Below are 26,090 nucleotides of genomic sequence, written 5' to 3'. Positions count from 1 at the left end.
TTCATTCCCCGGGGGCCTCTGCGGTCGCCTGCTTCTTCATCTCTTTGAGCATCTTGGCCACCTTCTTGCTGAGGACCCTCTCCTCTATGATCCTCATGTACATGGCATCGTGCTCCAGCAACGGGGAGCATGAGATGACCGTGATCTCCGGCCTCACTTCCGTGAGCGCATCGGCGAGCGTTTCGAACTTGAGGTCGCCTTTCTTTATCGGCGTGTATTTCTTTTCCTCGCCGTCGGCGTGCTCCACTCCCGAGAACTGGGAGTATATGCCGCCTTTGCAGTAGGGTTCGACCTTTTCGATAAGGTCTATGAAGTCCTTGATCTCCTTGAGGGACCCTCCGGTGCGCGAGTGGTGATGCGGGAAGTTGATTACGGGGACAATGCCTTCGATGTTGTCGCACATGTCCAATATCTGGTCGAGAGACCCGAATGTCTCCTGGTGGCCTGTCACCTCGATGCCGAGCCTCGGCTTGAGGTTCTCTTCCTGCCACCAGCCCATTATCGCCTCCACATTATCGAATATGCGCGATTCGGTCTCCTCCTTCGAGGCGCCGTTGTATAGGCCGAGGCTGGTAACGACCGTGTCTCCTCCGAGCGCGTTGAGAATGAGCCCGGCGTGCCTGATGCTGTCCATGCACATTTCCGCCAGCGGCGTTTCGGACCCGAGGTCCATGTAATACGGGGTGTGTATCGACATGCTGACGTCCATCCTCTTGGCTATCTCGCCCGTATTATACAGCGAACCGAAGTTGTTGGTTATGCTGGACGACATGTATATCAGCTCGTCGTCCTCCTCTATGGGCACATCGGGCGAGCATATCAGCTCGTCGTCCCTGATGATCTCGATGACGAAATCCTCGACGATATCCCTGATGGTCTTTCCGACCTCTTCGTCTTCAGGGTATCTGCTGAATCTGCTGGGCCTTACCATCTGGACCTCCATAGCGGTGAGGCTCAGGTTGTGAACATCCTCGATACCGTCCTTGAGGGTGCGGCCTTTGCACGAAAGCGGTATTCCCGCAGGTCCGAATCTAATCATGATATCAGCGGTGCTAATGCGAGGACAGTATTAAACATAACGCACATTATCCCGTACGCGTACGACATCTCCCCGCGCATCCGGATTAGACAAGTTTTATAAACAAATCCCGCATACGACAGCCTCACCCAATGTCGGGAGAGTCAGAATATGAAGGTAAGTTTCAAAACAGACCCTTCGCTGATCGCCTTGATCTTCGATCTTAAGGCGACGTCGAGGGAAAACGAAGCTGCCATCTGGCGAGACATCGCGGTTCGGCTTGAGAAACCTAAGAGGAACTGGGCCGAAACGAACCTCAGCAAAATCGAGAGATATGCAAAGGACGGGGAGACGGTTGTCGTCCCCGGGAAAGTTCTCGCAGCAGGCAGCATCACGAAGAAAGTAACAGTTGCGGCTTTCTCCTTCTCTGAGAAGGCGAAGGAAGCGATTACGGAATCCGGCGGAAAGGCCGTGAGCATAAGAGAGCTCATGGACACCAACCCAAAAGGTTCCAATGTCAGGATAATGAGGTGATTGAATGGTGACTTTTATTGACGGAAAGGACCTGATCTACGGCAGGCTTGCAAGCGTTGTCGCAGAGAGGATCATGGACGGCGAGGAGATCATCATTTTGAACTCTGAGTCCATCATAATTACAGGGGCGAAGGAAATGGTGTGCGAGAAGTTCAAGCACCGCACCGAACTTGGTGACGCCACCAAGAGAAAGGGACCTTTCTACCCCCGCAGGGCGGACCTGATATTCAAGAGGTCCGTAAGGGGAATGATCCCCTGGAAGAGCTCCAGCGGAAGGGACGCCTACAGAAGGCTCCACGTATACGTTGGAATACCCAAGCAGTTCACCGAAGTTAAAACCGAAGTGCCTGAGCTCGCTAAGAAGAAGATCACCGGCAAATACACGACCCTGGGAGCCGTCTCTAAATTCCTGGGTTCTAATGTGAGATGATCCCCATGGAATGTGTCAATACAAGTGGAAAAAGAAAGTCCGCGACCGCCAGGGCGGTAGTCGAGGAGGGTAACGGGAAGGTGACCATAAACAAGGTCCCCTTGGACATCTACTCTCCGGAGCTTGCCAGGCTCAAAATACAGGAGCCCCTTGGACTTGCGGCCGAAAAAGCCGCGAAGGTCAACATCCGTGTGACCGTCGACGGCGGCGGAGTCATGGGGCAGGCCGCGGCCGCCAGGACGGCGATCGCAAGAGGACTCGTCGAGTACTATAAAGACGAAGAACTGGAAGCACTGTTCAAAAGCTACGACAGGACCCTTATCATCAACGATACCAGGAGAAAACTGCCGAAGAACGAGCTCGGACACGGTGCACGTGCCAGAAAGCAGAAGTCGTACAGGTGATTTAACATGATAATACCGGTGAGATGTTTCACATGCGGAAAGGTGGTAGGCAGCGCCTACCCAGTATACTCGAAGCGTGTAGGGATGGGCGAGGACCCTAAAGCGGTCCTCGACGATCTGGGATTCGAAAGATACTGCTGCCGCAGGATGATAGTCTCCCACGCCGACCTCATCGGTGAGATCGCACCTCTCGGATAAACCTCTTAAAAAAACCTATTAATGGGCCCGTGGGGTAGCTTGGTATCCTCCATGCTTGGGGTGCATGATACTCCAGTTCAAATCTGGGCGGGCCCACCTAATTCTACTGGCTACTTTGTTCAGGGTTTTTCAAAATCAAAACTCCCGTCTTCCTTTTTCACGAACATCTATCCTATTCCAACGATTCTCCCGCAACCGACGGCCTGAGCGTGTGGCACTGATGATCCGTGTTCCTACGGCCACGCCCTTACGGCGGACCCCGGAGATTGTGGAGGATCGGATAGACGATTACCGCCTCGTCTCCAAATCGGGATCGATTGGCTCGCGATACTCATTCTGGCGATCGGCCAAAGATCCGCGATATACGACCGTTAAGGATGATCGGATAACTTAATCAAAGAAAACATGCCGGGGAGATTGTCGCCGCAGAATTCCTCCAATCCCATCCCTGTTCTCGGATTTTCCCTGCGGCTCTGTATCTTGCCATCCAAAAGGCTTCTTTGCTCACATTGTAATCTTTATGCAATGCAATTTCCGCTTTGCCGTAGTTTAGATGGAGCAACGGACCTCGTCCTGCAATCTGAACATATGTCCATGGGCATTCCTCCGGGGTACTCCCGACCGTGCCGGCCGATTCGGAATGGACCGGGGCGACGGGTTTGTACCATTCGAGCGCGTCCCTCCCTTCTATGTCGGCCCCATCTCCCTTGGCATATCTCCAAAGAAGTTCGAAGCAGAAGTCAACGTCTCTTCTCCCATTTGATTGGATTATCGTATGCTTCGACTGTTGAAGATCGTATTATGGGTCGCGTTCCCGCGCGCCCTCTCCTCTTTCCGCCGAAGCGCCTCCGGCGCGGAGGCAGCACCCCCGCTGTCCGATGCACGGTGCCGATCGTCAGGGCGAGATGATCACGGTCTTCTCGACCAGATACCCGTCCAACGCGTTCTGGCCGTTCTCGCGGCCGATGCCGCTGCCCTTGACCCCTCCGAAGGGGACTTCGGGAGGTATCCTCGAGTGCCTGTTGACCCATAATATGCCCGACTTCACGCCGTCCACGGCCTTGGACGCATTCCTCATGTCATTGGTCCATATCGACGCGCCCAGGCCGAACCTGGTAGAGTTCGCCATCTCTATGGCTTCATCCAGATCACCGAACCTGACTATCGGGAGCACGGGGCCGAAGACCTCCTCGGTCAGCAGCCTCGAATCCGGTTCCAGGTCCGTTATGAGAGTGGGGGCGTAGAAGTTCCCCCGGCCCTCGGGCCTCCTGGCACCTGTTATGACCTTCGCGGAGCCCGTGCTGTCCTCGACCATCCTCTCTATCCTGTGCAGCCCCTCGCTGCTGTTCAAAGGGCCGATATCGGTCCCCTCGACGGCCCCGTCCCCCACCCTGAGCCTCTCTGTCGCGGCTTTCAGCCTCTCCGTGAACCCGTCCGCCACGCTGTCCGCCACGAAGAGCCTCTTGACGGCCGTGCATATCTGACCGCAGTTGTAGAATCTGCCGGCCACCGCCCCTGCCACCGCCCTGTCCAGGTCGGCATCGCCGCAAACTATCATCGGGTCGCTCCCTCCGAGTTCCAGGGTGAGCCTGACTCTTCCTGCGTCGACCATCCTGGAGATCTTCCCCCCGGTCTCGACCGACCCCGTGAATGACAGATGCCTGATATCCTTATTCCCGACTATGGCGGCGCCCGTGGTCTCGCCGCCGCCGGTGACGACCGCGAGGACGTCCTCGGGAATGCCGGCAGAATACAGTATCTTCGCCATCTCGGTGTTCGTGAACGGGGTCGTCTCTGCGGGTTTCACAACGATTGTATTGCCGGTCACAACGGCGGGCCCGACCTTCCACGCCATTATCAGCGCCGGCATGTTCCACGGGATTATCGCACCGCACACCCCCAGGGGGGACTTGCTCGTGAACGCGTACCCGTAATCGGACTTCGGCGCCGTGCTTCCTCCCACGGTCCCGGCGATCGACGCGTAGAACTCGAAGACCGCGGCGGCGCCCAGGATCTCGTTCCTCGCCTCGGCGCGCGGCTTTCCCTGCTCCGCGGTCAGGATCGACGAGAGCCTGTCCGTGTCCGCCCTCATAATCTCCGCCGCCCTGTATAGCACCATGCCTCTGGAGGCCGGCCTCATGGCCGACCATCCGGGGAACCCTGCCGCGAGCCCCTCTATCGTACTCGCGACCTCCTCTCCGGTGAACTCCTTAACTTCTCCGATCTTCTCGTTCCTGGCGGGATTATAGACATCCATCTTCGTGTTCACCTCTTTCCGAGCCTCTTCAGTATCTCTTTCCCGAACAGCTCCGTTCCGGAGTCCCCGCCGAGGTCCGGAGTCCCGGCCCCCGACGAGACAGCCCCGGATATTGCCCTCTCGATCTCCTCTTCGCACATTATGCCCGCGGCGTGCTCAAGGAGCATTCCCGCGCTCCTTATCGCCGCCACCGGGTTCGCGATCCCCTTCCCGGCGATGTCGGGGGCGCTGCCGTGCACCGGCTCGAAGAGGGCGCATTCTCCGCCGATGTTGGCGCTCGGGAGCATCCCGAGGCCGCCGGCCACATGGCCAAGGGCGTCGCTCAATATGTCTCCGAACATGTTGGTGGTCACTATCACGTCGTATCTGCCGGGGTTGTGCAAGGCATCGAACGTCAGCGAATCGATGTAAGCCGTCCTGTACGGGACGCCCGTCCTCTCCGCCACCTCCATGCAGGTGTCCCTGAATAGGACGTCCGATTTCATTACGTTAGCCTTGTTGCCTATAGTGAGGGTGCCGCCCTCGAAATCCCTAAGGAGGATCTCGCACGCGCAGGCGGCTATACGCTCGCTTGCCTTCCTGGTCACCACCCTCAGGGTGGTTGACCTCTCGCTGCCGATCTCCTCTATGCCCGAGTACAGGCCCTCCGAATTCTCGCGGACGACCGTCATCCTGAAACCGTCCCCGCGTATCGGCCTTATGTTGGCGTACAGGCCGAGCTCGTGCCTGATCCTGAGCATCACGCTCTTGTAGTCCGGATCGGGAGGAGTCGTTATGGCACCGAAGAGGACGGAGTCCGCCTCCCTCATCATCTCGATGTCTCCGTCGTCGCATCCTTTGCCTGTCCTCTCCCATTTCCCGTAGCCCACCTCGATCCCGAGGTACTCCGCATCCGGAATGTAGTGCTCCAGAACCTTCACGGCCACAGGTACGACCTCCTTGCCTATGCCGTCCCCTTCGACGACCGCTATCTTCACGGGGCGGCCCTCCGAACGTTCCCGCCGGCGTGGCCGGCGGCCTCTCCGGACCTCATCGGTCCCTCCTCCTCAGCTCTATGATCCCGCCGGCGTCTATGATCTCCATCATCCTGTCCGACAGCCTGAGGGATCCGTATCTCTTGCCCCCGGTCTCCACATAGGATCCCTCCAGCGAGACAGCGATCTCATCTCCGTCATCGCATTCCATCGGGCCCTCGACCTCGAACAGGGGGATGCCCCTGTTTATGGCGTTCCTGAAGAATATCCTGGCGAAACTTTTCGCGACCACCGCCACCGCTCCCGCCTCCTTCAGAGCTATGGCCGCCTGCTCGCGCGACGACCCGCATCCGAAGTTCTTCCCCGCGACGATGACACTGCCCGGGAGACGTGACGACATGCCCGGGTCGAGGTCCTCGAAAGCATGCTCCGCCCAGAGCGACCTGTCCTTCGTCCTCAGGTACCTTCCGGCTATTATGAGGTCCGTATCGATGTCGTCGCCGACCCTCACGACCTTTCCCTTCACAACCTTTCCCCCGGTGATGCGATCTCACCCTTGAGCGCGGAGAACGCGGCCGTCGTCGGCGACGACAGATAGTATTCCGCTCCGACGCCCATGCGGTTCTTGAAGTTCCTGTTGGCAGTGGAGAGTCCGACCTCCCCTTCCCCGAGCACGCCCTGGTGGGCGCCCAGGCACGGTCCGCACCCCGGCGTGCCTATTGCGGCCCCCGACTCCACGATGTCCCTCAGAACGCCGGTCTCCATCGCCCTGAGCAGCACGGCCCTGGAAGCCGGGACGACGACCGTCCTGACCTTCACCCGCTTGCCTTTGACCACGTCCGCGAAGCGTTTCAGGTCCTCGTACCTGCCGTTGGTGCACGTGCCGACGAAGACCTGGTCGAGGGGGGTCCCTTCCAGGTCGGACACCGGCCTGACCATGTCGACCCTGTGCGGCACGGCGAGTACGGGCTCCACATCGTCCAGCTCTATGGTCTCCTCCCTGACGTAGCCGCAGTCCTCCGCCTTCTGCGGCTCGGCATCCAACCCATATCCCTTCAGATAGCGGCAGGTCTCCCCGTCGGCGTAGAACAGGCCCGTCTTGGCCCCGGCCTCGACAGCCATGTTGGATATCGTCAGCCTCCCCTCCATCCGGATATCGTTGTCGCCGGTGAACTCTATGGCCTTGTAGGTCGCGCCGTCCGCCCCGAGCATGCCCACATATCTCAGCGCCACATCCTTGGGCTCCGAGAACCGGGGGAGTCTTCCTTCCAGCCTGATGTTGATCGTCTCCGGCACCTTCAGCCAGGTCCCGCCGGTGGCCCAGATGGACGCCATGTCCGATGCCCCCACCCCCGTGGCGAACGCCCCGAAGGCTCCCATGGTACATGTGTGAGAGTCTGCTCCCACCACGACCTCCCCGGGCAGGACCCTGCCCTCGCTCATGACCTGATGGCACACGCCGGACCCTATGTCGTGGAAATCGAGACCTTTCTCGAGGGTAAATCTTCTGAGCTCCGCCTGCAGGTCCGCCGTGGTCGAATTGTTCGCCGGGACTATGTGGTCGTAAATTATCGTTATCCTCTCAGGATGCCGTATCTCCTCCGCCTCCATCTCGCGGAAAGCCGTCAATGCCTGGATCCCCGAACCGTCATGGGCCATCGCCCGGTCGACCGTAACGTCGACGAAACTGCCTGCCGCCCCTCTCAGGATCCTCTCGGACAGCGTGCTCAATTACGACGTCCCCCTTGCATTCTCCACGATCTCCATCAGCACCTGGGGCGTGATCGCGCACTTGCCCTCGCCCCTCACCTTCACATCGTGCAGCACCCTGTCCATCTGGGCTTCTGTCAGCTGGTATCCGAGGGTCTTGACGATGTGCTCGAGGGCCTTTCTGCCCGTGTGCTTGCCTAGTATGAACTTCTGCTCCCCTCCCACCATCTTCGGGGGGAAGTACTCGTAGGTGGAGCTGTCCACGATCAGGGCGGCTATGTGTATGCCGCTCTCGTGCGAGAATGCGTTCTCGCCGACGACGGCCTTCGTCTTCGATACCGGTACCCCCGAATAGCGTGAGACCTTCCGGGACAGCTCCGTTAGGTGCGTGAGGTCGTATCTGTCCACGCCTCCTTTCATCCTAAGTGCCACGAGCAGCTCTTCGAGGCTGGCGTTCCCGGCCCTCTCGCCTATGCCGTTGACGGTTGTGTGGAGCTGGAACGCCCCGCATTCGGCCGCCGTGAACGCGTTCGCCGTGGCGAGGCCCATGTCGTTATGCAGGTGGACGCACAGCTTGTTGCCGAGGCCGTCCGTCAGATACCTGACGGCATCCGCGGTCTCGAGCGGGGTCAGGCATCCGACCGTGTCGGCTATGCTGCTGTACGCCGCACCGTGCTCGCAGCCCTGTCTGAACATCTCTTTCAGGAATGACAGGTCCGTCCTGGAGCCGTCCTCCGCAGAGAATCTGACCTGTATGCCGTGGCCTATGGCGTAGTCGACCATGTCTAGGGCCTGTGCCAGTACCTCTTCGCGGCTTTTCTTGTACTTGACCCTTATGTGCAGGTCTGAGGTGGCGATGAATATGCTGACCAGGTCAACGTCGCAATCGATCGCCGCGTCGACGTCGGACTTTACCGCCCTGGAAAGACAGCATATCCTGGCATCGAGTCCGGCCTTCGTTATCTCCTTTATGCTTTTCCTCTCGTCCTCGCTGACACTCGGGAAGCCCGCCTCTATGACCTCGACGCCGATGGCGTCAAGGCCGCGTGCGATGTCGAGCTTCTCCTCGCATGTGAAGGAGACCCCGGGAGTCTGCTCGCCGTCCCTGAGTGTCACATCACAGATCTCAATATCCAATTTCTTCATGTATTTCACCCTCCGGACATTCCGTCTCTATCACTATCGTTCTCGGGCCGGTAACAGATCCCTTCATGATCCCGATGGCCTCTTCGACCCCCATCCTCTCGGGCCCGGCCCAGGAGATGTACCTCTCCACGTCGAAGCACCCCTCCCCTCCCGTCATGCCCAGCCTTCCGTTCTTCAGTATTATGGTCAGCAGCGGGGTGCCCCTCTCATAGACGTCTATCAGCGAATTGATCCCAGAATGGAGGAAAGCATAGTCTCCGATGACCGCTATCCCCGTGGACTTCGCGGCGACGGCTATGGAGGACCCCAGGCCGTAATTGGCCACCCCTATGTTGTAGGGCCTCTTCCTGGCGAGGATCACGCATCCGGTGTCGATTATGACCTCGATGCCCTCGTCCGATATGAATTGCAGAAGGGGTTTGTACGGGCAGTTCCTGCACAGGCCCAATGTGCGGCCTCCGCTCTCGACGGCCTCCGGGACTTCTCCCTTTCCCTTGAAGATCCTATCCGCACGGTCGGCGCATCCTTTAGCCGTCAGTGCCCTGTCCGCGAGCCTCCCGTAACGGCGGTCCGCCTGCATCAGGGGCGGCCCCTCGCCTGTCGCGCTGTAGAGGGCGACGTCGGTGACCCTCAGGATCGCCACCCTGGAATACTTCTCGGATTCGGCGAACGCCATCTCGAGGCCCTGGCGGACGGCGCCCGTGTCGAGCTCCACCAGCGGGACCGATGCCACCTCCGCGTACGGCCTGGTATCCTGGCGGACCTGGGTCCCCCTGACTTCGGTGTCGTCCCCGGATATCAGCACAACTCCCCCCATGATGCCCTGGGTGGAGGCCATCACGAGAGGGTCCGCAAGCGCATTGACTCCCACGTTCTTCACTATGACCGTCGACCTCTTCTTAGAGAGGGAGTCCCCCAGCGCGTACTCCAATGCGGTCTTCTCGTTTATCGTGTTGACCGATCCCGCTGCCTTCGCGAGGTCCGTTATAGGATAGCCGTGCACCGTATAGGACGTGTCACTCATCGATCTTATGCATTCCGCAAGCAATCCCCACACGGTCCGCCCTTCCTCTGCGGCGGCATCGGCGCCCGCCTTCGAAAACCCTCTCTTCGATTTCTCGTTCGTTATGCTCGCACTTCCCTTCGCGGCCGGTCCGCGTTGAACCGTATCTTATTCTCATGCTTAATGCCTCTTCATAGTACGCACCCGCGAGATGGCGGATCGCAAAACCATAGCCGCGGCCCCTCCGCAACGTGCTCGAACAGGATGCGCCGGTCCGATTCAGACTGGGTGCAAGAAAGAATGTCGTCCGTTCCCTTCCCGCCGCACCCTTCATGGAGCGGGTCCGTTCCGACGCCGCGGGGTCGGAGGAGGCGGGCGTTCCCACGTCGGATATGAGATTAAGGCTTCTAATGTTTGTCAACACTCTCAAACGTTACGACCGTCATGCCCCGACATAGCGTCGATTGGGACCTCTATTATTTGTCAACACTCTCAAACAGTGCTTCACCTTTGTATCCCTTATGCAATGATTGAGACCTCTATTATTTGTCAACACTCTCAAACTTCGGCGATGGTGGTATCGATAAAAAATTAGATTGAGACCTCTATTATTTGTCAACACTCTCAAACAATCGGCACACCACCACCTCGCCCGCGGAGGATTGAGACCTCTATTATTTGTCAACACTCTCAAACATTATAGACCTCTAGGAGACGCTCTATCGTGATTGAGACCTCTATTATTTGTCAACACTCTCAAACGGAGATGGCGAAGTCACCAAGCTCAAGTTCGATTGAGACCTCTATTATTTGTCAACACTCTCAAACCCATCCTGACTTCAAGATCGTTAAGGTTCAGATTGAGACCTCTATTATTTGTCAACACTCTCAAACAACCTTACAGGCGACAACTGTCGGGGGATAGATTGAGACCTCTATTATTTGTCAACACTCTCAAACATAGATCATAAACATAACGGCATTGCGTATGATTGAGACCTCTATTATTTGTCAACACTCTCAAACTGAGGAGGTCAGTGCGTCGCAGGCGGCCTTGATTGAGACCTCTATTATTTGTCAACACTCTCAAACACAAACTAACGTACCATACGATACGCCACAGATTGAGACCTCTATTATTTGTCAACACTCTCAAACGGTGGGTTCAACGTCGGGCTCGGGGGCAATGATTGAGACCTCTATTATTTGTCAACACTCTCAAACTACGACTGGACTGGCATGCTCCCCAAGGCCGATTGAGACCTCTATTATTTGTCAACACTCTCAAACTATCAGTCCGGCAGTTACCGTCGGGTCCGCGATTGAGACCTCTATTATTTGTCAACACTCTCAAACCAACACATCCCACATCTCACCGCGCGCTTTGATTGAGACCTCTATTATTTGTCAACACTCTCAAACCTGTGAGTCTACCGTCGAGATAACCCTTGTGATTGAGACCTCTATTATTTGTCAACACTCTCAAACCGGACGTCCATCAGATAATCGACGAATATGGATTGAGACCTCTATTATTTGTCAACACTCTCAAACGTCAGAGATTCCCAGCTCGGTTACGCTTAAGATTGAGACCTCTATTATTTGTCAACACTCTCAAACATTGTACACTTCGAGCAAACGCTCTATTGTGATTGAGACCTCTATTATTTGTCAACACTCTCAAACAGAGCGGAAGCGCTCACAGTCCGCTTTATTGATTGAGACCTCTATTATTTGTCAACACTCTCAAACATCGCTTGCTTGACGTTATACGGCACGTCAGATTGAGACCTCTATTATTTGTCAACACTCTCAAACTCTTCTTGATACCCGACCCTCTGACGAAGTGATTGAGACCTCTATTATTTGTCAACACTCTCAAACTTTTCTTGCCTGCTCGTTGTAGTAGCTTTCGATTGAGACCTCTATTATTTGTCAACACTCTCAAACTCAAGAGATTCAGTTCCGGAGACTTCCCAGGATTGAGACCTCTATTATTTGTCAACACTCTCAAACCATCAGAGAACTTCGACGGCATCTTCGAACGATTGAGACCTCTATTATTTGTCAACACTCTCAAACATTATTCCTGTCCTCCATATAACATCTGTAGATTGAGACCTCTATTATTTGTCAACACTCTCAAACCTGCTATGTCGGAGGTGCTGATCCGTGCGGGATTGAGACCTCTATTATTTGTCAACACTCTCAAACTCGCGCGCGACACTACTCTCCACACCTGATGATTGAGACCTCTATTATTTGTCAACACTCTCAAACTATCCCAGGTACCGCTCGCATAGGTAGTGTGATTGAGACCTCTATTATTTGTCAACACTCTCAAACCCAAGGCCTCGATAACTCGCCGATACGAATGATTGAGACCTCTATTATTTGTCAACACTCTCAAACCCCGCCACCAGCCCGCACGGGCCGTTTTTGGATTGAGACCTCTATTATTTGTCAACACTCTCAAACACAACCCCGCCAGCTTTCTCATATGGCTTAGATTGAGACCTCTATTATTTGTCAACACTCTCAAACGCGATAAGATGGGTGTGGAGATCGGCGACAGATTGAGACCTCTATTATTTGTCAACACTCTCAAACCCACGGGCCTCTTGTGGCCGTTTTCCCCCAGATTGAGACCTCTATTATTTGTCAACACTCTCAAACGGACGTCGTAGTAGTCGATGATTCGATATTGATTGAGACCTCTATTATTTGTCAACACTCTCAAACCTGGCCCAGCGTGTGCGCCCTATTACATAGGATTGAGACCTCTATTATTTGTCAACACTCTCAAACTGTGTAAATACTATCCCAAGTGTGGGGGCGGATTGAGACCTCTATTATTTGTCAACACTCTCAAACACGTTCGACAATGAAGATATTAGCAAAATCGATTGAGACCTCTATTATTTGTCAACACTCTCAAACATTCCCATAATCTTACTCTCCTATGTAGCGGATTGAGACCTCTATTATTTGTCAACACTCTCAAACGTTTCCATCGGTCTGAACGACGAAATTTATGATTGAGACCTCTATTATTTGTCAACACTCTCAAACATAGCATTCGTTCTGGACGAATCGCAGAACGATTGAGACCTCTATTATTTGTCAACACTCTCAAACCACGCCCGCAGGCAGGACCTCATCGACCAGGATTGAGACCTCTATTATTTGTCAACACTCTCAAACCATATCTGATAAGATACCCTTCGGAGACCTGATTGAGACCTCTATTATTTGTCAACACTCTCAAACTAATACACTTGTATGCCTCCTATCTTCGCGGATTGAGACCTCTATTATTTGTCAACACTCTCAAACAGCATTACTTGCATGTGTAAACGTCCTGTGGATTGAGACCTCTATTATTTGTCAACACTCTCAAACAGGTCAGATATCATGTCGTTGTAGGACTTCGATTGAGACCTCTATTATTTGTCAACACTCTCAAACTTATTTTTTCCCACTCTCTCAATGTGTGTTGATTGAGACCTCTATTATTTGTCAACACTCTCAAACATGCAAGACAGGAAATAAACGGTGAGACGTGATTGAGACCTCTATTATTTGTCAACACTCTCAAACCATCATACCATCCTGCAACTCGCGCCGGTTGATTGAGACCTCTATTATTTGTCAACACTCTCAAACGATTAGTTCCCTCTCAAATTCGGCCACAGCGATTGAGACCTCTATTATTTGTCAACACTCTCAAACCCTCCAGGGCCGATATGCCGAGTATGGTCGGATTGAGACCTCTATTATTTGTCAACACTCTCAAACGTTACTGAAGGCCTCTATCTCGCAGTTTCCGATTGAGACCTCTATTATTTGTCAACACTCTCAAACCCGGCCCGTCGATACTGGATGATCTGTGTGGATTGAGACCTCTATTATTTGTCAACACTCTCAAACGTATACTGCAGTATCGAAACCCCGGCCGGAGATTGAGACCTCTATTATTTGTCAACACTCTCAAACGCAGACCCTGCAACGATGGCCATCCCTGTCGATTGAGACCTCTATTATTTGTCAACACTCTCAAACAGCCATCCCAAACGCTCAAACTCATGAGTAGATTGAGACCTCTATTATTTGTCAACACTCTCAAACGATGGACTTACAGTATTTCACGCCGAATATGATTGAGACCTCTATTATTTGTCAACACTCTCAAACATATTCGTCGGTGTTGTTGTGATCTACTTTGATTGAGACCTCTATTATTTGTCAACACTCTCAAACTTATGTCCTTGTATCCCAGTGCAGGGATATGATTGAGACCTCTATTATTTGTCAACACTCTCAAACATCGGTACCCACGCTATGCTCGCGCCCAGGGATTGAGACCTCTATTATTTGTCAACACTCTCAAACCATCCTCTCTATCGATTCCTGTGTTTCTGAAGATTGAGACCTCTATTATTTGTCAACACTCTCAAACCATCATTATCGGCTACTCCATCGGCTATTCGATTGAGACCTCTATTATTTGTCAACACTCTCAAACTGCTATAAGGTACGTCAGCGATCACTTCGAGATTGAGACCTCTATTATTTGTCAACACTCTCAAACCCACCTCTCTATTTTAATTCTTACTCCCCAGATTGAGACCTCTATTATTTGTCAACACTCTCAAACGATGATAAGCCGACGTCTAGATCTAAATCAGATTGAGACCTCTATTATTTGTCAACACTCTCAAACTATCGCGTACTCTTTCTCTAAGAAATCGGGGATTGAGACCTCTATTATTTGTCAACACTCTCAAACAATCATCTTGGACAGACGCGCGTTATGTGCGATTGAGACCTCTATTATTTGTCAACACTCTCAAACTGGGGAATCCCTCAACAGCGGTTATGGGTGGATTGAGACCTCTATTATTTGTCAACACTCTCAAACTCAGTTTGGGCCTCATTATAAATATGACACGATTGAGACCTCTATTATTTGTCAACACTCTCAAACACAGGTTTAAACGCATTGCCTCAAATGTGTGATTGAGACCTCTATTATTTGTCAACACTCTCAAACACCCACCCACGTTAATATTGTAGGACCTAAGATTGAGACCTCTATTATTTGTCAACACTCTCAAACGATCTAGGAATCTGCGTGCTGTCTGCTTACGATTGAGACCTCTATTATTTGTCAACACTCTCAAACCATTTTTCCACCTTGTGATTTCTATTCTTAGATTGAGACCTCTATTATTTGTCAACACTCTCAAACATTACTTTGGCTCTTGTTGTCTTGCCCATCGATTGAGACCTCTATTATTTGTCAACACTCTCAAACCTCAAATAGTTTTCCGATTGTGTTTTTTTGCATATTTCAAACAAAAACTTCTCTTTGAAGATTTCAAAAAAGTTATCCGCGTTTATGAATTTCACACAAGTCTTCGTCGACAATTATGATTCTTTCCCCTTTGAGTGAGTGCGAGTCGCATCCTTCTATGAAAAGTACTTTTTGCTTCTGGTAAGAAATATGATCGTACAGCAGCGATAAATCTTCAGAATTCAGATATGATTTGATATTTACAAAAATAAAAAGCTTGATTTTTGAATATTTTGTAACGACTGCCAGATAATCACAGATGGATTCGAGCAACGATTCACCAGATATGATGAATTTTACGCCGAGAGACTTCAAAATATTTGATATGTTGATTTCGTCGGTAACTTTTAAAAGATCATCCTGTTCGTCCAGCAGATGGACGATATGGCTTTCGATACCAGCGAGCATGGCATTAGTTTCAATATAATGGGCCTCGTCTTTTGATCTATTACTCAAAGCGCCATAGACTGAATTAATTGCTTCACGAGAATTAGGATTAAGTGAAAATGGATCGAGCAACAGATCTACTTTCTCGGACATCGTCACCGGTCTATCGGCCTCCGACAATACGAATTCTCCTTCGAAACCGTCGATCTGCGACTTTATATCTGATATGTATTTGGACATCTGCCGAGGATTTTCTACCACTAGGACGTTGATGATTCCGTCTTCGAAGGAAATTGGATACTCCAGCGTGCTGTGGGACAACTTCATAGTACAACCAACCTTTGCTGGGTGTCAATAACTTCTTTCTGCCCTTCCCCGATCAAATATTCAATGCTCTGAAATTGCCTCTCCGTTATTGTCAGAATCTGAATGACTCCATCGGGCGGCTTGTGCCCACTCAGATTTTTTATAACAGTATCCGAAGCTGTTCCGTTCAAAGTGATTTTTGAATATACTGACTTCTGCATCATCACGAAACCTTCACCGATCAAATATTTTCTGAATCTGCTGTAGTGAATCCTGTTTTGCTTTGTCAGCACTGGAAGGTCAAAGAAAACCATTACTCTCATGAATCTCATCCTCATAGAACATCATCTTCGAGATATCGTCGGCGTCTATAGAATCGAAAAACGATTTTGTGTAAATTTTAATGGCGTTGATAAGATAGTTGTTGTTATGACCGATCGATACTTTCTTATTCAAAATATCTACCAGTTTCCTCTTCTCCTCGGGCCCTAATAAATCGCATCCCATATCTAGTACACATTCATCGACCAGCGGCCTGAATGGCTCCATCAGATCGCTGGCCAAATTGAACGGATTAAACATGTTGTCATGAAATATCCCTAGTTGAGTCGAATACCCATTTGATGAGATTTCTCTGTTGAACGCAGAAAGTAAAATGGAATATCCATAATTCAGACATGCGTTAATCACATTGTCCGCATCCCTGGAGAAATCCTTGCCGAAAAGGGCATTAAAGTAGACCTTAGCTGCGTGCCCCTCTCGATTTGTTGTGTCGTTCACTGTCATATCCTCAATATAACCGGCAAGCATTGAAGCCTGATCGGAATGACCTCTCTTTAAAAGCAGGTTCATTTGTTTTATGATTTTATTTCTAACAATCTCGGTCCACTGAAGACATGTCTTTTCGGGGTTCCACTTTATCTGCTTTCTTAATTTGTCAACAGAATCGTGCGATCCGTAATATGGTGTAAGTTCGCCATATGGGTTGCGCCTTTCATCACAGAAAATAATCTTTACCTTTCTTTTCGTCAGCTCACATATCAAGGAAGCAGTCATTGAGATCATCGTGTTCTCGAGTATCAGCACCGCTATCTCTGAAACGTGTACCCGCCTTGTCTCCTCTCCTCTGACGACCATGTAATTTAGCTTCAACTCCAACTTGCAGTTGCTGGCTATCTCGACTATTCTCCATGTCATATCGTTTTAAGGTCCGTTCTGGTCTCAAATAATCCGGAAGGTGATTGGTTGATCATGAAAAACGATCTATATTTGAGAACATTATTATTCAACACTAGCGCCCCCACGTTCTTCCCGCCGCCTATTTCGCGAAGATCTGCTTTATTTGAGTTACACTGGAAAATCGACAGTATCTCGCTGAGGACGTTTGCCTGCGTTTCTAAATCTTTTCCCATGAATGCTTCACGCCCGGACATCAACGTCTTTTGTTGGGTAGAGAGAGGGAGCAAACCAGCATATCTGCCATTTAGCTTCCCCATCAGAACATCATATGTCGCATTGTTCATTTCCGAAGTGATTCTGTAGTCTGATGCACGCACTTTGTTGCGTGTGGCTTTTTTGGCATCGACGAAATTATAGATCGACCTGCAGTAATCATAAACATCATATGGTAATATCAATTGCTCGGCGCCCATGGATATTATACGTTCGTTGGATCTTCCGGTTATTGTGGCCCTGAATCCGTTGATTTCCATCATGGCGTCCATCTTGATGCATTCGATGCGCACGTCCGGTTCTACAAGGCCTGACGACCTGAAGAATTCATTCAATTCTTCACGTCCCATTTCTTTGGATGCTAAAAGTACCGGGACACTTTCCAGGGTCCTTTTACGTTTTCCCTTATCGCCATGTTCAACGAGCGCAAAGTGAGATCCGCTCACCTTGTTGTATCCGCCGTATCTGTCGATCGGCAGACCCGTGCTTATCGGGTACTGGCCGAGTCCCTTCTTCATTATGTTCACGTCGAATAACTTCCCGGTATTCTTGTACGGGCTTCTGGTGTATCGGATGTTGTTGCGGCGCATGTATTTTGATACCGTCGCTCCTGTCCCGCTTTCACCTGATATCCAGGCGGTCACGCCGTTCCTTCTGACATCGTAATCGAACATCCGGTTAAGGTTGTACTTCTCTCCTGTAATGATTCTTATCGGATTTTTCGTAAACTTCACGTCGTAGACGTTTCCCACGACAATGTTCAGGTATGCGTCTTTGGCATGATGATAGTCGTTCACGTTGCGGGCCTTGACATAACCGTATTCCTGTCTGAATCTGCTTACGTTGCCACCTTTGACATAGACTATATCCGAATCTTTACCGAATACCTGCTTCGTGACCTCCGCCACCGCTTTCACCGACTGGCTGGTTTCCACCAACTGTCTGTTGATAAAGTCGCTCAGTTCCGAATCTGTAAGCTCACTATTGCGAGTGAGCCTGCTGTATTTTTCTTTGGAGATGAGGCCGCATTCGAGCAGATATTTCCAATGAGCGCCCATCTTGTTCTGCCATTCCTGCGGTATCGGGTACTTATCGCTTTTGCTCATATTGCAGTTTTTGCAGACCAGCACCATGTTGTTATGGACGCTGTCGTCGGTCTTCTTCGACTGAGGGAATATATGGTCCATATCGCTGTCGTCGCTGCCCAGACTGTTGAGGTCAATGCTCTTGCCGCAATACATGCATCTTCCCATCTGCGTATAGTATGCGTAAAGCTTCTTGCCACGGAATCTGCCCTCGTCTATTCCGCCGATCTCGGCCGCCCAATCGCGCTCCTGGTCCTTGCAATTTTTATAAAGACGGATAAGATTCTCTTTCCTGGAGTCCGGTTTCTTCTTGATTGCCTGGTCTTCGCGTGTGGTCTCTATAAACACCTTTTTGGGAGGACGTCCGGTTATCTTCAGGATTTCATTTATTATTGAAAGCGCCCTCCATATTCCACGTTTTACGGCAGGGGAGCAGTAAAGATCTTCCACCATATCGTATGAGATCTGCCCGGAATGCTTTTCTCCGCGCTGTGAATTGATCGCATCGATCTGCTCGGCATATGTGTAGTCTTTGGACAGCAACTCCATAAGGTTGCGGTTCGTCTGCTCGAGAGCGTTCAGAATGTTGAGCGATTGACCGTCGTTCCATTTGTGGACTATCCCTGTCAGTAACCGCTCCGATAGTCTGCCCCAATCTTCGTATTTCAGCTTAGACAGCGATTCGATTTCCTGCTTCGACAACAACTCTGAATAATCGGATTCTAGTCTTGCCCTGAGCCTCTTGCGTTCGTCGCCGAATATTGTGATGCATCGAATGATGTCCTCTGCCATCTGTATATTCTTGGATTTGTCTCCGATTATTTTGCGAATCTGCATTTCAGAGCGCAGGTTAGCCTTTACGTTGACATCTATGCCCTCGATCGCTGCACCTTTAATCCCGGTTTTCGCACTTATGAACTCGCCAAGTGTTTTCACTGTGACCTTTTTGGGACGATCTGTTTCGAAGAGCTCGCGTACGATTTCCAATTTGAGCTTGGGATCTATGCGCTCGCCGTTAACTTTGATATTGTTAAGTTCGTTGTATAGCATATACCTGGAGTAAATGATGGATTGTTTTGGCACGACTTTTTCGCCATGGAGATATGAGCATTTGCCGATCAACCGGTCGATGAATTTGACAGAGCTTTCCTCCAGATCGATCACCTGTTCAAAATTCCACGGCGTGACGCGTTCCCCCGACTTGCGGACGGCCCATGCGCGTTCCGAATCCGGATTCAGCGGTCCGACGAAATACGGTATACGGAAAGAGCACATGATCTCAATCTTTTCTTTGACGGATAAACCAGAATCGTCCTTCTCGAGAAGGAACGGATAATGCTTCGAAGCTTTGTCCAAGATCGCTGTAAGCTCCTTTTTGTGCAGAATGTTGGGTATCACACTATTTTCCTTTGATACCTGTTTGGGCATGAATGTCTTGTTGCCTATGCGCTCGCCCATAATCCTGGTCGCTTCATTCTGACCGAAGTCGAATCCTTCTAGTTTTTTTGACAGGGATGTGCAGAAATCATCCTGAGTACACTTTTCGTTCTTAAAGTCCTGCAGTTTTTTGGTGACCCCTGAATAAAAACAATAATTATTCTCGATATCCGACTTGAAAATCTCGTTATAAAGTCGCATATCTCCATATTTGTTCATGGAATGTTCGCGGACGACCGATTTAAGCTGTTTGAGGTCGATCCTGTGCTGATTGTACTGTTTAATCTTGGCCTCGGATATTGTATTGCTTTCGGAAAGCAACCCCGATAAAATCGACCAATCAAAAATCTGCTTCATTAGATTCAATAGTTGCATCTTCTCCGGGCCGAGGAAGTCTTCGAGCTCCGAACGACTGTCCTCGAACGATGTGCCCTTGAACGTAACCTTGATTTCTTTAAGCTCTTCGTCCTGGAACAGCTTATCCATGGATACTGTCCCTCCCGCCAGAAGTGTAGCTACCGCTTTTTGCTCTGCAGATTCGACAGAAAATAGCCTCTGCAGCATGCGGCCTTTATCGGTTATTCCTGCAGACCTGTCCAGAAGAGCACTTTTTATCTCGCCTATGTTCTCTTTCACCGACATCTCTATCCCGAATTCATCTGTCAGGTATGCCTGGAATTCATCGAAAATCGTATTGAAATCCGGTATTTCGGCATTATCCGAAAGGCCGTCGAATAAGAAGTGGCCCCGGTTTTTGATGATGTGATGTGCAGCCATGTAAACTAATCTAATGTCGGGCTTGGCATCAGATGTCATAAGGTCGTGGCGAAGATGATAGATTGTAGGATATTTTTTGTTCAGATATGGGTCCTGAAGGCCGATTTCGCTCAAAAAAGTACCTTTGTCTATATCGTTCCGATCTTCCGACTGCAGACGGCTGCTGTCCAATCTATCATAAAAGCCCGGATCTACAGCATTGATCTCATCCCTGAAGAGGTCCCTGAGCAATGATATCCTCTGTTTCCGTCTCTGAAGCCTGCGACGAGCGGTCCTTAGTGAGCGCCTTTTTTCGGCAGTCTCTCCGCTCTTGAAGAGGTGGATCCCCCACATCGCTTTTCTGTTGAATTCGAGTATATTATAATCCGGATCGGTCACTGCCCAACCGACAGAGTCTGTTCCTATGTCCAGCCCAAGATAATAATCGCCAAAAATCTTCTTCATATTGAATCTCCCATAACTTTTTAACCGATGATCGCCATGGTCTGGTGTCAACACGAGTTCAAATAAGGCATAGCCGAATCCGTCCCTCGGGACTCCGCACTTGGCGGGATATCATGTCGTGCAACCGCTGACGTAATCAACAGCACTTGTTTTGCCTTAAATGTTTTTGCGTGAATCTTATACGCTGGCTAAAGATATTTGTGATTTTCAGTGAAGAGTGGAAATTGCTCCCCTCTTGTTCTATTGAAAAAATCGTGCACTGAACTGTGAATGGACCACGCTGATCGACCTCCTTCCTTCAAAGCATATTTTTCATCAGACATCGATGGCTTTCGAAACATATCTGCATATATCGCCTGCATTCTATGCGACCTTCCCATTCGCCCGCGCATTGGCCGCCGATCATATGCGGTCCCGATGAGAAAGATGGCAGGAAAGATGGCCGAACATCTACTCCGTTGCGTGCTGGTTGCGGAGTTAAAGAACAAATTCGGTCCTCCCGAGACGTGTTTTTCCAAACTCCAGTATCTCATCTATAGCAGGAATCAGTTTATCATATTCATCTATTAGGAGCTCGGGAATATCTAATCTGTTCATCTTCATCATCCATTTTCTCGCGAGGTTGGATGCCGCCATCATCGAGTACAGGAGCTCGTACATGTCGTCATCGAAACCTCCTCTCATGATGTCGTTACACTTTCCTTGGGTTTCATTTATGAGTTCATTCATAAAATCGAATTCGCGCCTGATGTTTTTAACTACTTTTTCAAATGCCATTCTTGCAGTATCCAGCATCATTCCCCTTCCTACAAGACTCGACCTCTTTTCGTATGCCGCCGGCCTACGCCCGGTCCTGCATCGTCTCAAGTTCTCTTGCATTTATGATATGCCATTTCCTTGATATTAAAGATATAACGTTATATGTGTTATAGCTGTTATGGTTTGAAATGAAATTACCAGTAACGTAAATGCTAACAAAACGAGGTCCTCTCGCCAAAAAAGACCTTGTCGGCATCCTGGTCCGCAGCCTTCCGGACCGTCCATTACGCGTCCTCTAAGGAGTTAAATAGATATTTTTATGAAACAGAGGGCCCTCGATGATCTTTGGTTTGTTTTCAAGATATATGTCCGCGCCCTACAATCCGTAGATTGCTTAGACTTCTGCGGGGGCGGGGGCGTTCGCATAAGGATACGGGGGCCCTCTTCATAGGCTCGGCCCGATCACCGGAATATCTTCTTAAAACATGCCGGCACCTGATGGCACAGGTCCTGCCCGCAGTACACGCGCGTCGGCCCCTTCGCGGCGGAACGCACGGCCTCCTCCCAGTCCGGATGGTCCATTACGGAATAGATGATCACGCAGTCGCCGCCGACCATCTCCCGCTCCAGAAACACGGGGAGTCCTTCTGGCGGAACTCCTTTTACCCTTATTACCTTCGATCCGGGATATGCGCGTTCCGCGAGGTCGGCGACGTCGTCCACCAACGAGTTGCGCCCCATGCGCCTCTTTCCGGTGATCGCCCCGCCATCTGGGCCCCGCACGAATGCAGACATCTTTTCCGACGTCGGAGAACAGCTGTAACATCCGGGCATGTCACTTGATCTCGATCGTCACATCCCGCTTGAGCCCCATGTCCGAAGCGACCTCGATCGCCTTCAGGAACGCACAGGGGACCGGGCATGCTGTGTGGACTATCGTTTCGTCGGCTTTCCTGTAGATGTCCGATTCCGATAGCTTGACCCCCACGTTCTGCATCGGGTCCAACGGCCCCAGGGACGATGCCATCTTGCGTACGTTGGGGCACTCGCTCTCCACTTCGAATACGACCTTCCACTCGTCGTTGGTTACCGCTTTTATCTTCGTCCTGAGTCTGCACACTCCGGGCTGCACGTCTATATTGCACTCGCTCATGCCCCTTCACACTGTTTATTCGCGTATAAAATTATCGTCGAGGGGCATCGCAGAGGAACCATATGGTCTACAGGAATGAAGGTCGGACCTGCCGGATGCGATAGGTGGGACTGCCCGGATTTGAACCGGGGTCAATGGCTCCCAAAGCCACAAGTATACCAGGCTAGCCCACAGTCCCTGGGCTGTGATTGTCGTTTCGTTAATAATTATATCGCTGATTTCTGGGTATTGATTTTTTGGCCCTTGCGTCGTCTTTTTATCCGCACGTGCTGATGTTGGTGCGGAGGCCATACTCTGAAATATACGATCACAGGAGACAACCTGCAGTTCGCCAACATAGAACTGCAACCGGGCGAGGCCATACGGGCCACGCCTGGCAATATGAAATACATGAGCGGCAACACCCGTATGGACACCAACATGGACGGCGGGCTGTGGAAGGGACTTAAGAGATCTGTTTCCGGCGCATCGCTCTTCCTGGTTACCTTCACGACCGAGGGCGGGACAGGTGTGGTCGGACTCGGTGGCAACGTTCCGGGAAAGATCATCGACCTGAAGGTCGTACCGGGCAAGAACTGGATACTCCAGAGGTCCGCGTACATCGCATCCCAGCCGTCCGTCGATATCGACATAGCGTTCCAGAAGAAGCTGGGCAGCGTGTTCTTCGGCGGAGAGGGGCTCATATTGCAGAGGATAAGCGGCAGCGGCGTCGCATGGGCTTCGGCCTGCGGAGACTTCAACGTCGTGGATCTGAAACCTGGAGAGATGTACAAGGTATCGACGGCCAACGCCGTCGGATGGGAGGAGTCCGTCAATTATGACATCACTTCGGTCGGCGGAGTGAAGAACGTTCTTTTCGGCGGAGAGGGCCTGTTCGTCACCACCCTGACCGGACCCGGAAAAATAATCATACAGTCCATGACCGTCGGAGAACTGGCCATGTCGATCGCACCGTATCTTCCGAACAAGGGATGAGTGATTTAAATGGATGCATCCAACTTACAGAAAAAGAAAACGGGGCCCTCGGCGCTGCTTTTATTGGCACTGGTGGCGGCCGTGGTCGTCCTCATAGCCCTGGCGGCCTACGCGCTGACTTTCCCGGGCGTACTGGAATCCCTGCTCAAGGTCGGGCTTATGATCCTCGGTGCGGCGGTGGCCGTCATAGTGATAATCTATGTCGTGATGATCATAATCGCGGTTCCGATGTACGCCTACAAGGGCGAGTCCTACCAGAAGGACGTTTCCTACGACCTTAAGGGAGTCAAATCCGTCAAGGAGAAATCGTCAGAGGACGATGAGGAAGAAGAGAACAAATAAACGCTGAACCAAGCCGTCCCGCTCAGGCGGGGCGGCGCTTTATCATTTCCTCCGCAAGCATCCGCGCCGCGTTCCCGCGATGGGATATCGAATTTTTCTCGTCCAGCGGCAATTCCGAGAATGTGCGGACCCCGTCGTGCGTGAATATCGGATCATAGCCGAATCCCTCCGCGCCACGCTCTTCTTCCGTTATTTTTCCCCTGCATACGCCGGTAACGACTATCGTCTCTCCCCCGATATCGCATCCGATGCATGTCCTGAACTCGGCCCCGCGGTCGCTTGCACCTTCCATCAGCCTGAGTATGCCCGGATTTCCTATCGTCTTCTGGACGTATGCCGACCACACTCCCGGGAACCCTTTGAGCGCATCTATGAACAGCCCCGTATCGTCTATTATGAAATCCGTTATGCCCCCGGAGCGTATAGCCAGCATGCCCTTCCTGACCACCTCTTCGAGGTCTGCCGTCTGAACCTCGTCGTATGGGAACGGATAGTGCTCCATCTCTATACCCAGATGCGCGAATTCGCTCTGATATTCGGCAACCTTGCCCGGATTCGAAGTTATGACTTTAAGTTTCATGTATAACGCGCCCTGTTCCTGATCTCCTCGACTTTGCTCATCACGGTGCCGGCATCTGTTTTTTTATTTACGTATGCGTCCATTACCGCTTCGAAGCCGCCTTCTACGGCGGAATGCGCGGAGGAAAATGCCCTCTGAAGCAGACGTATGTCCACGCCCATCTCCTCGATTCCGACGTTGATGCCGCCCAGTGAAAAATCTATAATGCAGAGCTTTCCGTCCTTCATGAGTATCATGTTGGATGTGGTGAAATCGCCGTGGGAGATACCGCGGTTATGCATTTCTGCCAGAACCTCTCCTATCATGCGGCATACGCCTTCGGAGGACGACGGGGCGCCGTCGAGCAGCTCCTTGACCCTCGAACCTTCTATGAACTCCATCGTGATGCTGCATTCGGACATGTCCACATCGTATATCACAGGTGTCCTTACATTTTCAGATCTGGCACTGCGCATGACCCGGACCTCGTTCCTGGTCCTTGAAGAACGGATGCGGAGGTCGAGGTCGCCGTGCCTGTATCCCTTGGGGACCCTGGTCTTTACAACCGCCTTCCTGCCGAGAAATTCTGATGCCGTGACCACGGCCTCTGCTCCCACTGCGATCTGGACGTCCATGTCGGCTGATGTCCGCCATTGCGTATATAATTAATATCGAATCCCGATTTCAACCGGGGAAAAATGAGATACGAATTCAGCGGCGACAATCTGCAGTTTGCGAACGTGATCATGAGCGAGGGGGAATCGCTCGAGGTCGTCGCGGGTTCCGTAGCATACTCACGCGGCGACTTCGAGGTCGGCAAGAACGGCGGCGGAGTTATCGGCGGCATCAGGAAGGCCATAGGCGGGTCGTCCATCGACACTGTGAGCTACGGCCCCAGGAAGGGCATGGGAACCCTGGGGCTCGGCGGCCGTCTGCCTGGGAAGATGATGGACATAAACATCGAAGGCATGGGCTGGGTGGCCCAGAAGGACGCGTTCGTTGCTTGCCAGCCCACAGTCAGGATCGAACAGGAGTACCAGAAGAAACTGGGCAGCGCGTTCGGCGATGATGGCCTGGTACTTGCCAAGTTCAGCGGCAAGGGCATGCTGTTCCTTTTCTCGCTGGGCGACTATAATGTTTTCGCATTGCAGAAGGGGGAGGAGTTCACCGTGGCCACCGATAAGGCGGTCGCCTGGGAGATGTCCGTGAAGTACAGGATCGATGTGGACAAGGACCTCAAGAGCACTTTCCGCGGCAAGGATGGGCCTTACATAACCACTCTCACCGGCCCGGGCAGGATAGTGGTCCAATCGATGTCTCTGCTGCGGATGGTCGAAGCGTTCCTGCCTCTGCTGCCCGAGCCCGAGACACGGTGATTCAGAAA

The 26,090-nt window shown here is 51.5% G+C and carries 24 protein-coding genes, 2 tRNA genes and 1 CRISPR repeat array; of the genes, 8 read left to right on the top strand and 18 right to left on the bottom strand.

Features of this window, described 5'->3' with window-relative positions; all coding sequences use genetic code 11:
• Nucleotide 1: 1 nt before the first annotated feature.
• Nucleotides 2-1,039, bottom strand: coding sequence for a TIM barrel protein (locus VB016_00445; protein MEA4977014.1), 1,038 nt, complete (start codon nucleotides 1,037-1,039; stop codon nucleotides 2-4).
• 150 nt (nucleotides 1,040-1,189) lie between these two features.
• Between VB016_00445 and VB016_00440 the strand changes: the two genes are divergently transcribed.
• The 5 genes from VB016_00440 (at nucleotide 1,190) to VB016_00420 (ending at nucleotide 2,680) form a co-directional block, all read left to right on the top strand.
• Nucleotides 1,190-1,552, top strand: a complete 363-nt coding sequence (locus VB016_00440) for a 50S ribosomal protein L18e (protein ID MEA4977013.1) — start codon at nucleotides 1,190-1,192, stop codon at nucleotides 1,550-1,552.
• Between the two features lie 4 nt (nucleotides 1,553-1,556).
• A complete protein-coding gene (locus VB016_00435; protein ID MEA4977012.1) occupies nucleotides 1,557-1,982 on the top strand; it encodes a 50S ribosomal protein L13 in 426 nt (141 codons plus the stop codon).
• A 5-nt stretch (nucleotides 1,983-1,987) separates the two neighbouring features.
• Entirely contained in the window at nucleotides 1,988-2,386 is a 399-nt protein-coding gene (locus VB016_00430) for a 30S ribosomal protein S9 (protein MEA4977011.1), read from the top strand.
• Nucleotides 2,387-2,392: 6 nt separating this feature from the next.
• Complete coding sequence (locus VB016_00425) at nucleotides 2,393-2,584, top strand: DNA-directed RNA polymerase subunit N (protein ID MEA4977010.1); 192 nt, start codon at nucleotides 2,393-2,395, stop codon at nucleotides 2,582-2,584.
• Nucleotides 2,585-2,607: 23 nt separating this feature from the next.
• Nucleotides 2,608-2,680, top strand: a tRNA-Pro gene (locus tag VB016_00420).
• A gap of 799 nt (nucleotides 2,681-3,479) precedes the next feature.
• Here VB016_00420 and VB016_00415 read toward each other — a convergent pair.
• The 15 genes from VB016_00415 to VB016_00345 form a co-directional block, all read right to left on the bottom strand.
• A complete protein-coding gene (locus tag VB016_00415) occupies nucleotides 3,480-4,841 on the bottom strand; it encodes an aldehyde dehydrogenase family protein (protein ID MEA4977009.1) in 1,362 nt (453 codons plus the stop codon).
• 8 nt (nucleotides 4,842-4,849) lie between these two features.
• Nucleotides 4,850-5,818 (bottom strand): isocitrate/isopropylmalate family dehydrogenase, encoded by a 969-nt coding sequence (locus VB016_00410; GenBank protein MEA4977008.1) that lies wholly within the window; start codon nucleotides 5,816-5,818, stop codon nucleotides 4,850-4,852.
• A gap of 52 nt (nucleotides 5,819-5,870) precedes the next feature.
• The gene (locus VB016_00405) at nucleotides 5,871-6,341 is read right to left on the bottom strand and encodes a 3-isopropylmalate dehydratase (GenBank protein ID MEA4977007.1); all 471 of its coding nucleotides are present in this window, start codon (nucleotides 6,339-6,341) and stop codon (nucleotides 5,871-5,873) included.
• Nucleotides 6,338-7,546, bottom strand: a complete 1,209-nt coding sequence (locus VB016_00400; GenBank protein MEA4977006.1) for a 3-isopropylmalate dehydratase/homoaconitate hydratase family large subunit — start codon at nucleotides 7,544-7,546, stop codon at nucleotides 6,338-6,340. The genes VB016_00405 and VB016_00400 overlap by 4 nt, the downstream gene beginning before the upstream one ends.
• A complete protein-coding gene (locus VB016_00395) occupies nucleotides 7,547-8,671 on the bottom strand; it encodes a homocitrate synthase family protein (GenBank protein MEA4977005.1) in 1,125 nt (374 codons plus the stop codon). It abuts the gene before it with no gap.
• Entirely contained in the window at nucleotides 8,652-9,728 is a 1,077-nt protein-coding gene (locus VB016_00390; GenBank protein ID MEA4977004.1) for a thiamine pyrophosphate-dependent enzyme, read from the bottom strand. Before VB016_00390 ends, VB016_00395 begins: the two co-directional genes overlap by 20 nt.
• Nucleotides 9,688-10,059 (bottom strand): hypothetical protein, encoded by a 372-nt coding sequence (locus tag VB016_00385; GenBank protein MEA4977003.1) that lies wholly within the window; start codon nucleotides 10,057-10,059, stop codon nucleotides 9,688-9,690. Before VB016_00385 ends, VB016_00390 begins: the two co-directional genes overlap by 41 nt.
• A gap of 11 nt (nucleotides 10,060-10,070) precedes the next feature.
• Nucleotides 10,071-14,991: direct repeats of the CRISPR family, unit length 36 nt; unit sequence GATTGAGACCTCTATTATTTGTCAACACTCTCAAAC.
• Nucleotides 14,992-15,063: 72 nt separating this feature from the next.
• A complete protein-coding gene (gene csn2 / locus VB016_00380; GenBank protein ID MEA4977002.1) occupies nucleotides 15,064-15,744 on the bottom strand; it encodes a type II-A CRISPR-associated protein Csn2 in 681 nt (226 codons plus the stop codon).
• On the bottom strand, nucleotides 15,741-16,046 hold the full coding sequence (gene cas2 / locus VB016_00375) for a CRISPR-associated endonuclease Cas2 (GenBank protein MEA4977001.1): 306 nt from the start codon (nucleotides 16,044-16,046) through the stop codon (nucleotides 15,741-15,743). Before cas2 ends, csn2 begins: the two co-directional genes overlap by 4 nt.
• Nucleotides 16,024-16,920 (bottom strand): type II CRISPR-associated endonuclease Cas1, encoded by an 897-nt coding sequence (gene cas1 / locus VB016_00370; GenBank protein MEA4977000.1) that lies wholly within the window; start codon nucleotides 16,918-16,920, stop codon nucleotides 16,024-16,026. Before cas1 ends, cas2 begins: the two co-directional genes overlap by 23 nt.
• A complete protein-coding gene (cas9, locus tag VB016_00365; protein ID MEA4976999.1) occupies nucleotides 16,917-20,918 on the bottom strand; it encodes a type II CRISPR RNA-guided endonuclease Cas9 in 4,002 nt (1,333 codons plus the stop codon). The genes cas1 and cas9 overlap by 4 nt, the downstream gene beginning before the upstream one ends.
• Before the next feature lie 477 nt (nucleotides 20,919-21,395).
• Nucleotides 21,396-21,797, bottom strand: a complete 402-nt coding sequence (locus VB016_00360) for a hypothetical protein (GenBank protein MEA4976998.1) — start codon at nucleotides 21,795-21,797, stop codon at nucleotides 21,396-21,398.
• A 342-nt stretch (nucleotides 21,798-22,139) separates the two neighbouring features.
• A complete protein-coding gene (locus VB016_00355; GenBank protein ID MEA4976997.1) occupies nucleotides 22,140-22,472 on the bottom strand; it encodes a hypothetical protein in 333 nt (110 codons plus the stop codon).
• A 40-nt stretch (nucleotides 22,473-22,512) separates the two neighbouring features.
• Nucleotides 22,513-22,830 (bottom strand): hypothetical protein, encoded by a 318-nt coding sequence (locus VB016_00350; GenBank protein ID MEA4976996.1) that lies wholly within the window; start codon nucleotides 22,828-22,830, stop codon nucleotides 22,513-22,515.
• Between the two features lie 105 nt (nucleotides 22,831-22,935).
• Nucleotides 22,936-23,008, bottom strand: a tRNA-Pro gene (locus VB016_00345).
• A 116-nt stretch (nucleotides 23,009-23,124) separates the two neighbouring features.
• Between VB016_00345 and VB016_00340 the strand changes: the two genes are divergently transcribed.
• Both VB016_00340 and VB016_00335 read left to right on the top strand, forming a co-directional pair.
• Nucleotides 23,125-23,805 carry a TIGR00266 family protein gene (locus VB016_00340; protein ID MEA4976995.1) on the top strand — a complete coding sequence of 227 codons (681 nt, stop codon included), beginning with the start codon at nucleotides 23,125-23,127 and terminating at the stop codon, nucleotides 23,803-23,805.
• 9 nt (nucleotides 23,806-23,814) lie between these two features.
• Nucleotides 23,815-24,147, top strand: coding sequence for a hypothetical protein (locus tag VB016_00335; protein MEA4976994.1), 333 nt, complete (start codon nucleotides 23,815-23,817; stop codon nucleotides 24,145-24,147).
• A 22-nt stretch (nucleotides 24,148-24,169) separates the two neighbouring features.
• On the opposite strand, the gene rdgB is transcribed toward VB016_00335, so the two are convergent.
• Together rdgB and VB016_00325 are read right to left on the bottom strand one after the other, a co-directional pair.
• Entirely contained in the window at nucleotides 24,170-24,727 is a 558-nt protein-coding gene (gene rdgB, locus VB016_00330) for an RdgB/HAM1 family non-canonical purine NTP pyrophosphatase (protein MEA4976993.1), read from the bottom strand.
• On the bottom strand, nucleotides 24,724-25,341 hold the full coding sequence (locus VB016_00325) for a KEOPS complex kinase/ATPase Bud32 (GenBank protein ID MEA4976992.1): 618 nt from the start codon (nucleotides 25,339-25,341) through the stop codon (nucleotides 24,724-24,726). The genes rdgB and VB016_00325 overlap by 4 nt, the downstream gene beginning before the upstream one ends.
• Before the next feature lie 63 nt (nucleotides 25,342-25,404).
• Here VB016_00325 and VB016_00320 point away from each other — a divergent pair, with 63 nt between their 5' ends.
• Nucleotides 25,405-26,082, top strand: a complete 678-nt coding sequence (locus tag VB016_00320; GenBank protein MEA4976991.1) for an AIM24 family protein — start codon at nucleotides 25,405-25,407, stop codon at nucleotides 26,080-26,082.
• Nucleotides 26,083-26,090: the final 8 nt, after the last annotated feature.

The sequence above is a fragment of the Methanomassiliicoccaceae archaeon genome, assembly GCA_034928305.1.
In the GTDB taxonomy this organism is placed as follows: domain Archaea; phylum Thermoplasmatota; class Thermoplasmata; order Methanomassiliicoccales; family Methanomethylophilaceae; genus VadinCA11.
The sequence above is the reverse complement of the archived record's forward strand: the minus strand, read 5'-3'. Positions and strand labels throughout refer to the sequence as shown.

Bases quoted from the DNA above. Each gene is read 5' to 3' on its own strand.
- VB016_00445 (MEA4977014.1), bottom strand. From the start codon at position 1,039: ATGATTAGATTCGGACCTGCGGGAATACCGCTTTCGTGCAAAGGCCGC.
- VB016_00440 (MEA4977013.1), top strand. From the start codon at position 1,190: ATGAAGGTAAGTTTCAAAACAGACCCTTCGCTGATCGCCTTGATCTTC.
- VB016_00435 (MEA4977012.1), top strand. From the start codon at position 1,557: ATGGTGACTTTTATTGACGGAAAGGACCTGATCTACGGCAGGCTTGCA.
- VB016_00430 (MEA4977011.1), top strand. From the start codon at position 1,988: ATGGAATGTGTCAATACAAGTGGAAAAAGAAAGTCCGCGACCGCCAGG.
- VB016_00425 (MEA4977010.1), top strand. From the start codon at position 2,393: ATGATAATACCGGTGAGATGTTTCACATGCGGAAAGGTGGTAGGCAGC.
- VB016_00415 (MEA4977009.1), bottom strand. From the start codon at position 4,841: ATGGATGTCTATAATCCCGCCAGGAACGAGAAGATCGGAGAAGTTAAG.
- VB016_00395 (MEA4977005.1), bottom strand. From the start codon at position 8,671: ATGAAGAAATTGGATATTGAGATCTGTGATGTGACACTCAGGGACGGC.
- csn2 (MEA4977002.1), bottom strand. From the start codon at position 15,744: ATGAAGTTGTCCCACAGCACGCTGGAGTATCCAATTTCCTTCGAAGAC.
- cas2 (MEA4977001.1), bottom strand. From the start codon at position 16,046: ATGAGAGTAATGGTTTTCTTTGACCTTCCAGTGCTGACAAAGCAAAAC.
- cas1 (MEA4977000.1), bottom strand. From the start codon at position 16,920: ATGACATGGAGAATAGTCGAGATAGCCAGCAACTGCAAGTTGGAGTTG.
- cas9 (MEA4976999.1), bottom strand. From the start codon at position 20,918: ATGAAGAAGATTTTTGGCGATTATTATCTTGGGCTGGACATAGGAACA.
- VB016_00360 (MEA4976998.1), bottom strand. From the start codon at position 21,797: ATGCAAGAGAACTTGAGACGATGCAGGACCGGGCGTAGGCCGGCGGCA.
- VB016_00355 (MEA4976997.1), bottom strand. From the start codon at position 22,472: ATGTCTGCATTCGTGCGGGGCCCAGATGGCGGGGCGATCACCGGAAAG.
- VB016_00350 (MEA4976996.1), bottom strand. From the start codon at position 22,830: ATGAGCGAGTGCAATATAGACGTGCAGCCCGGAGTGTGCAGACTCAGG.
- VB016_00335 (MEA4976994.1), top strand. From the start codon at position 23,815: ATGGATGCATCCAACTTACAGAAAAAGAAAACGGGGCCCTCGGCGCTG.
- rdgB (MEA4976993.1), bottom strand. From the start codon at position 24,727: ATGAAACTTAAAGTCATAACTTCGAATCCGGGCAAGGTTGCCGAATAT.
- VB016_00325 (MEA4976992.1), bottom strand. From the start codon at position 25,341: ATGGACGTCCAGATCGCAGTGGGAGCAGAGGCCGTGGTCACGGCATCA.
- VB016_00320 (MEA4976991.1), top strand. From the start codon at position 25,405: ATGAGATACGAATTCAGCGGCGACAATCTGCAGTTTGCGAACGTGATC.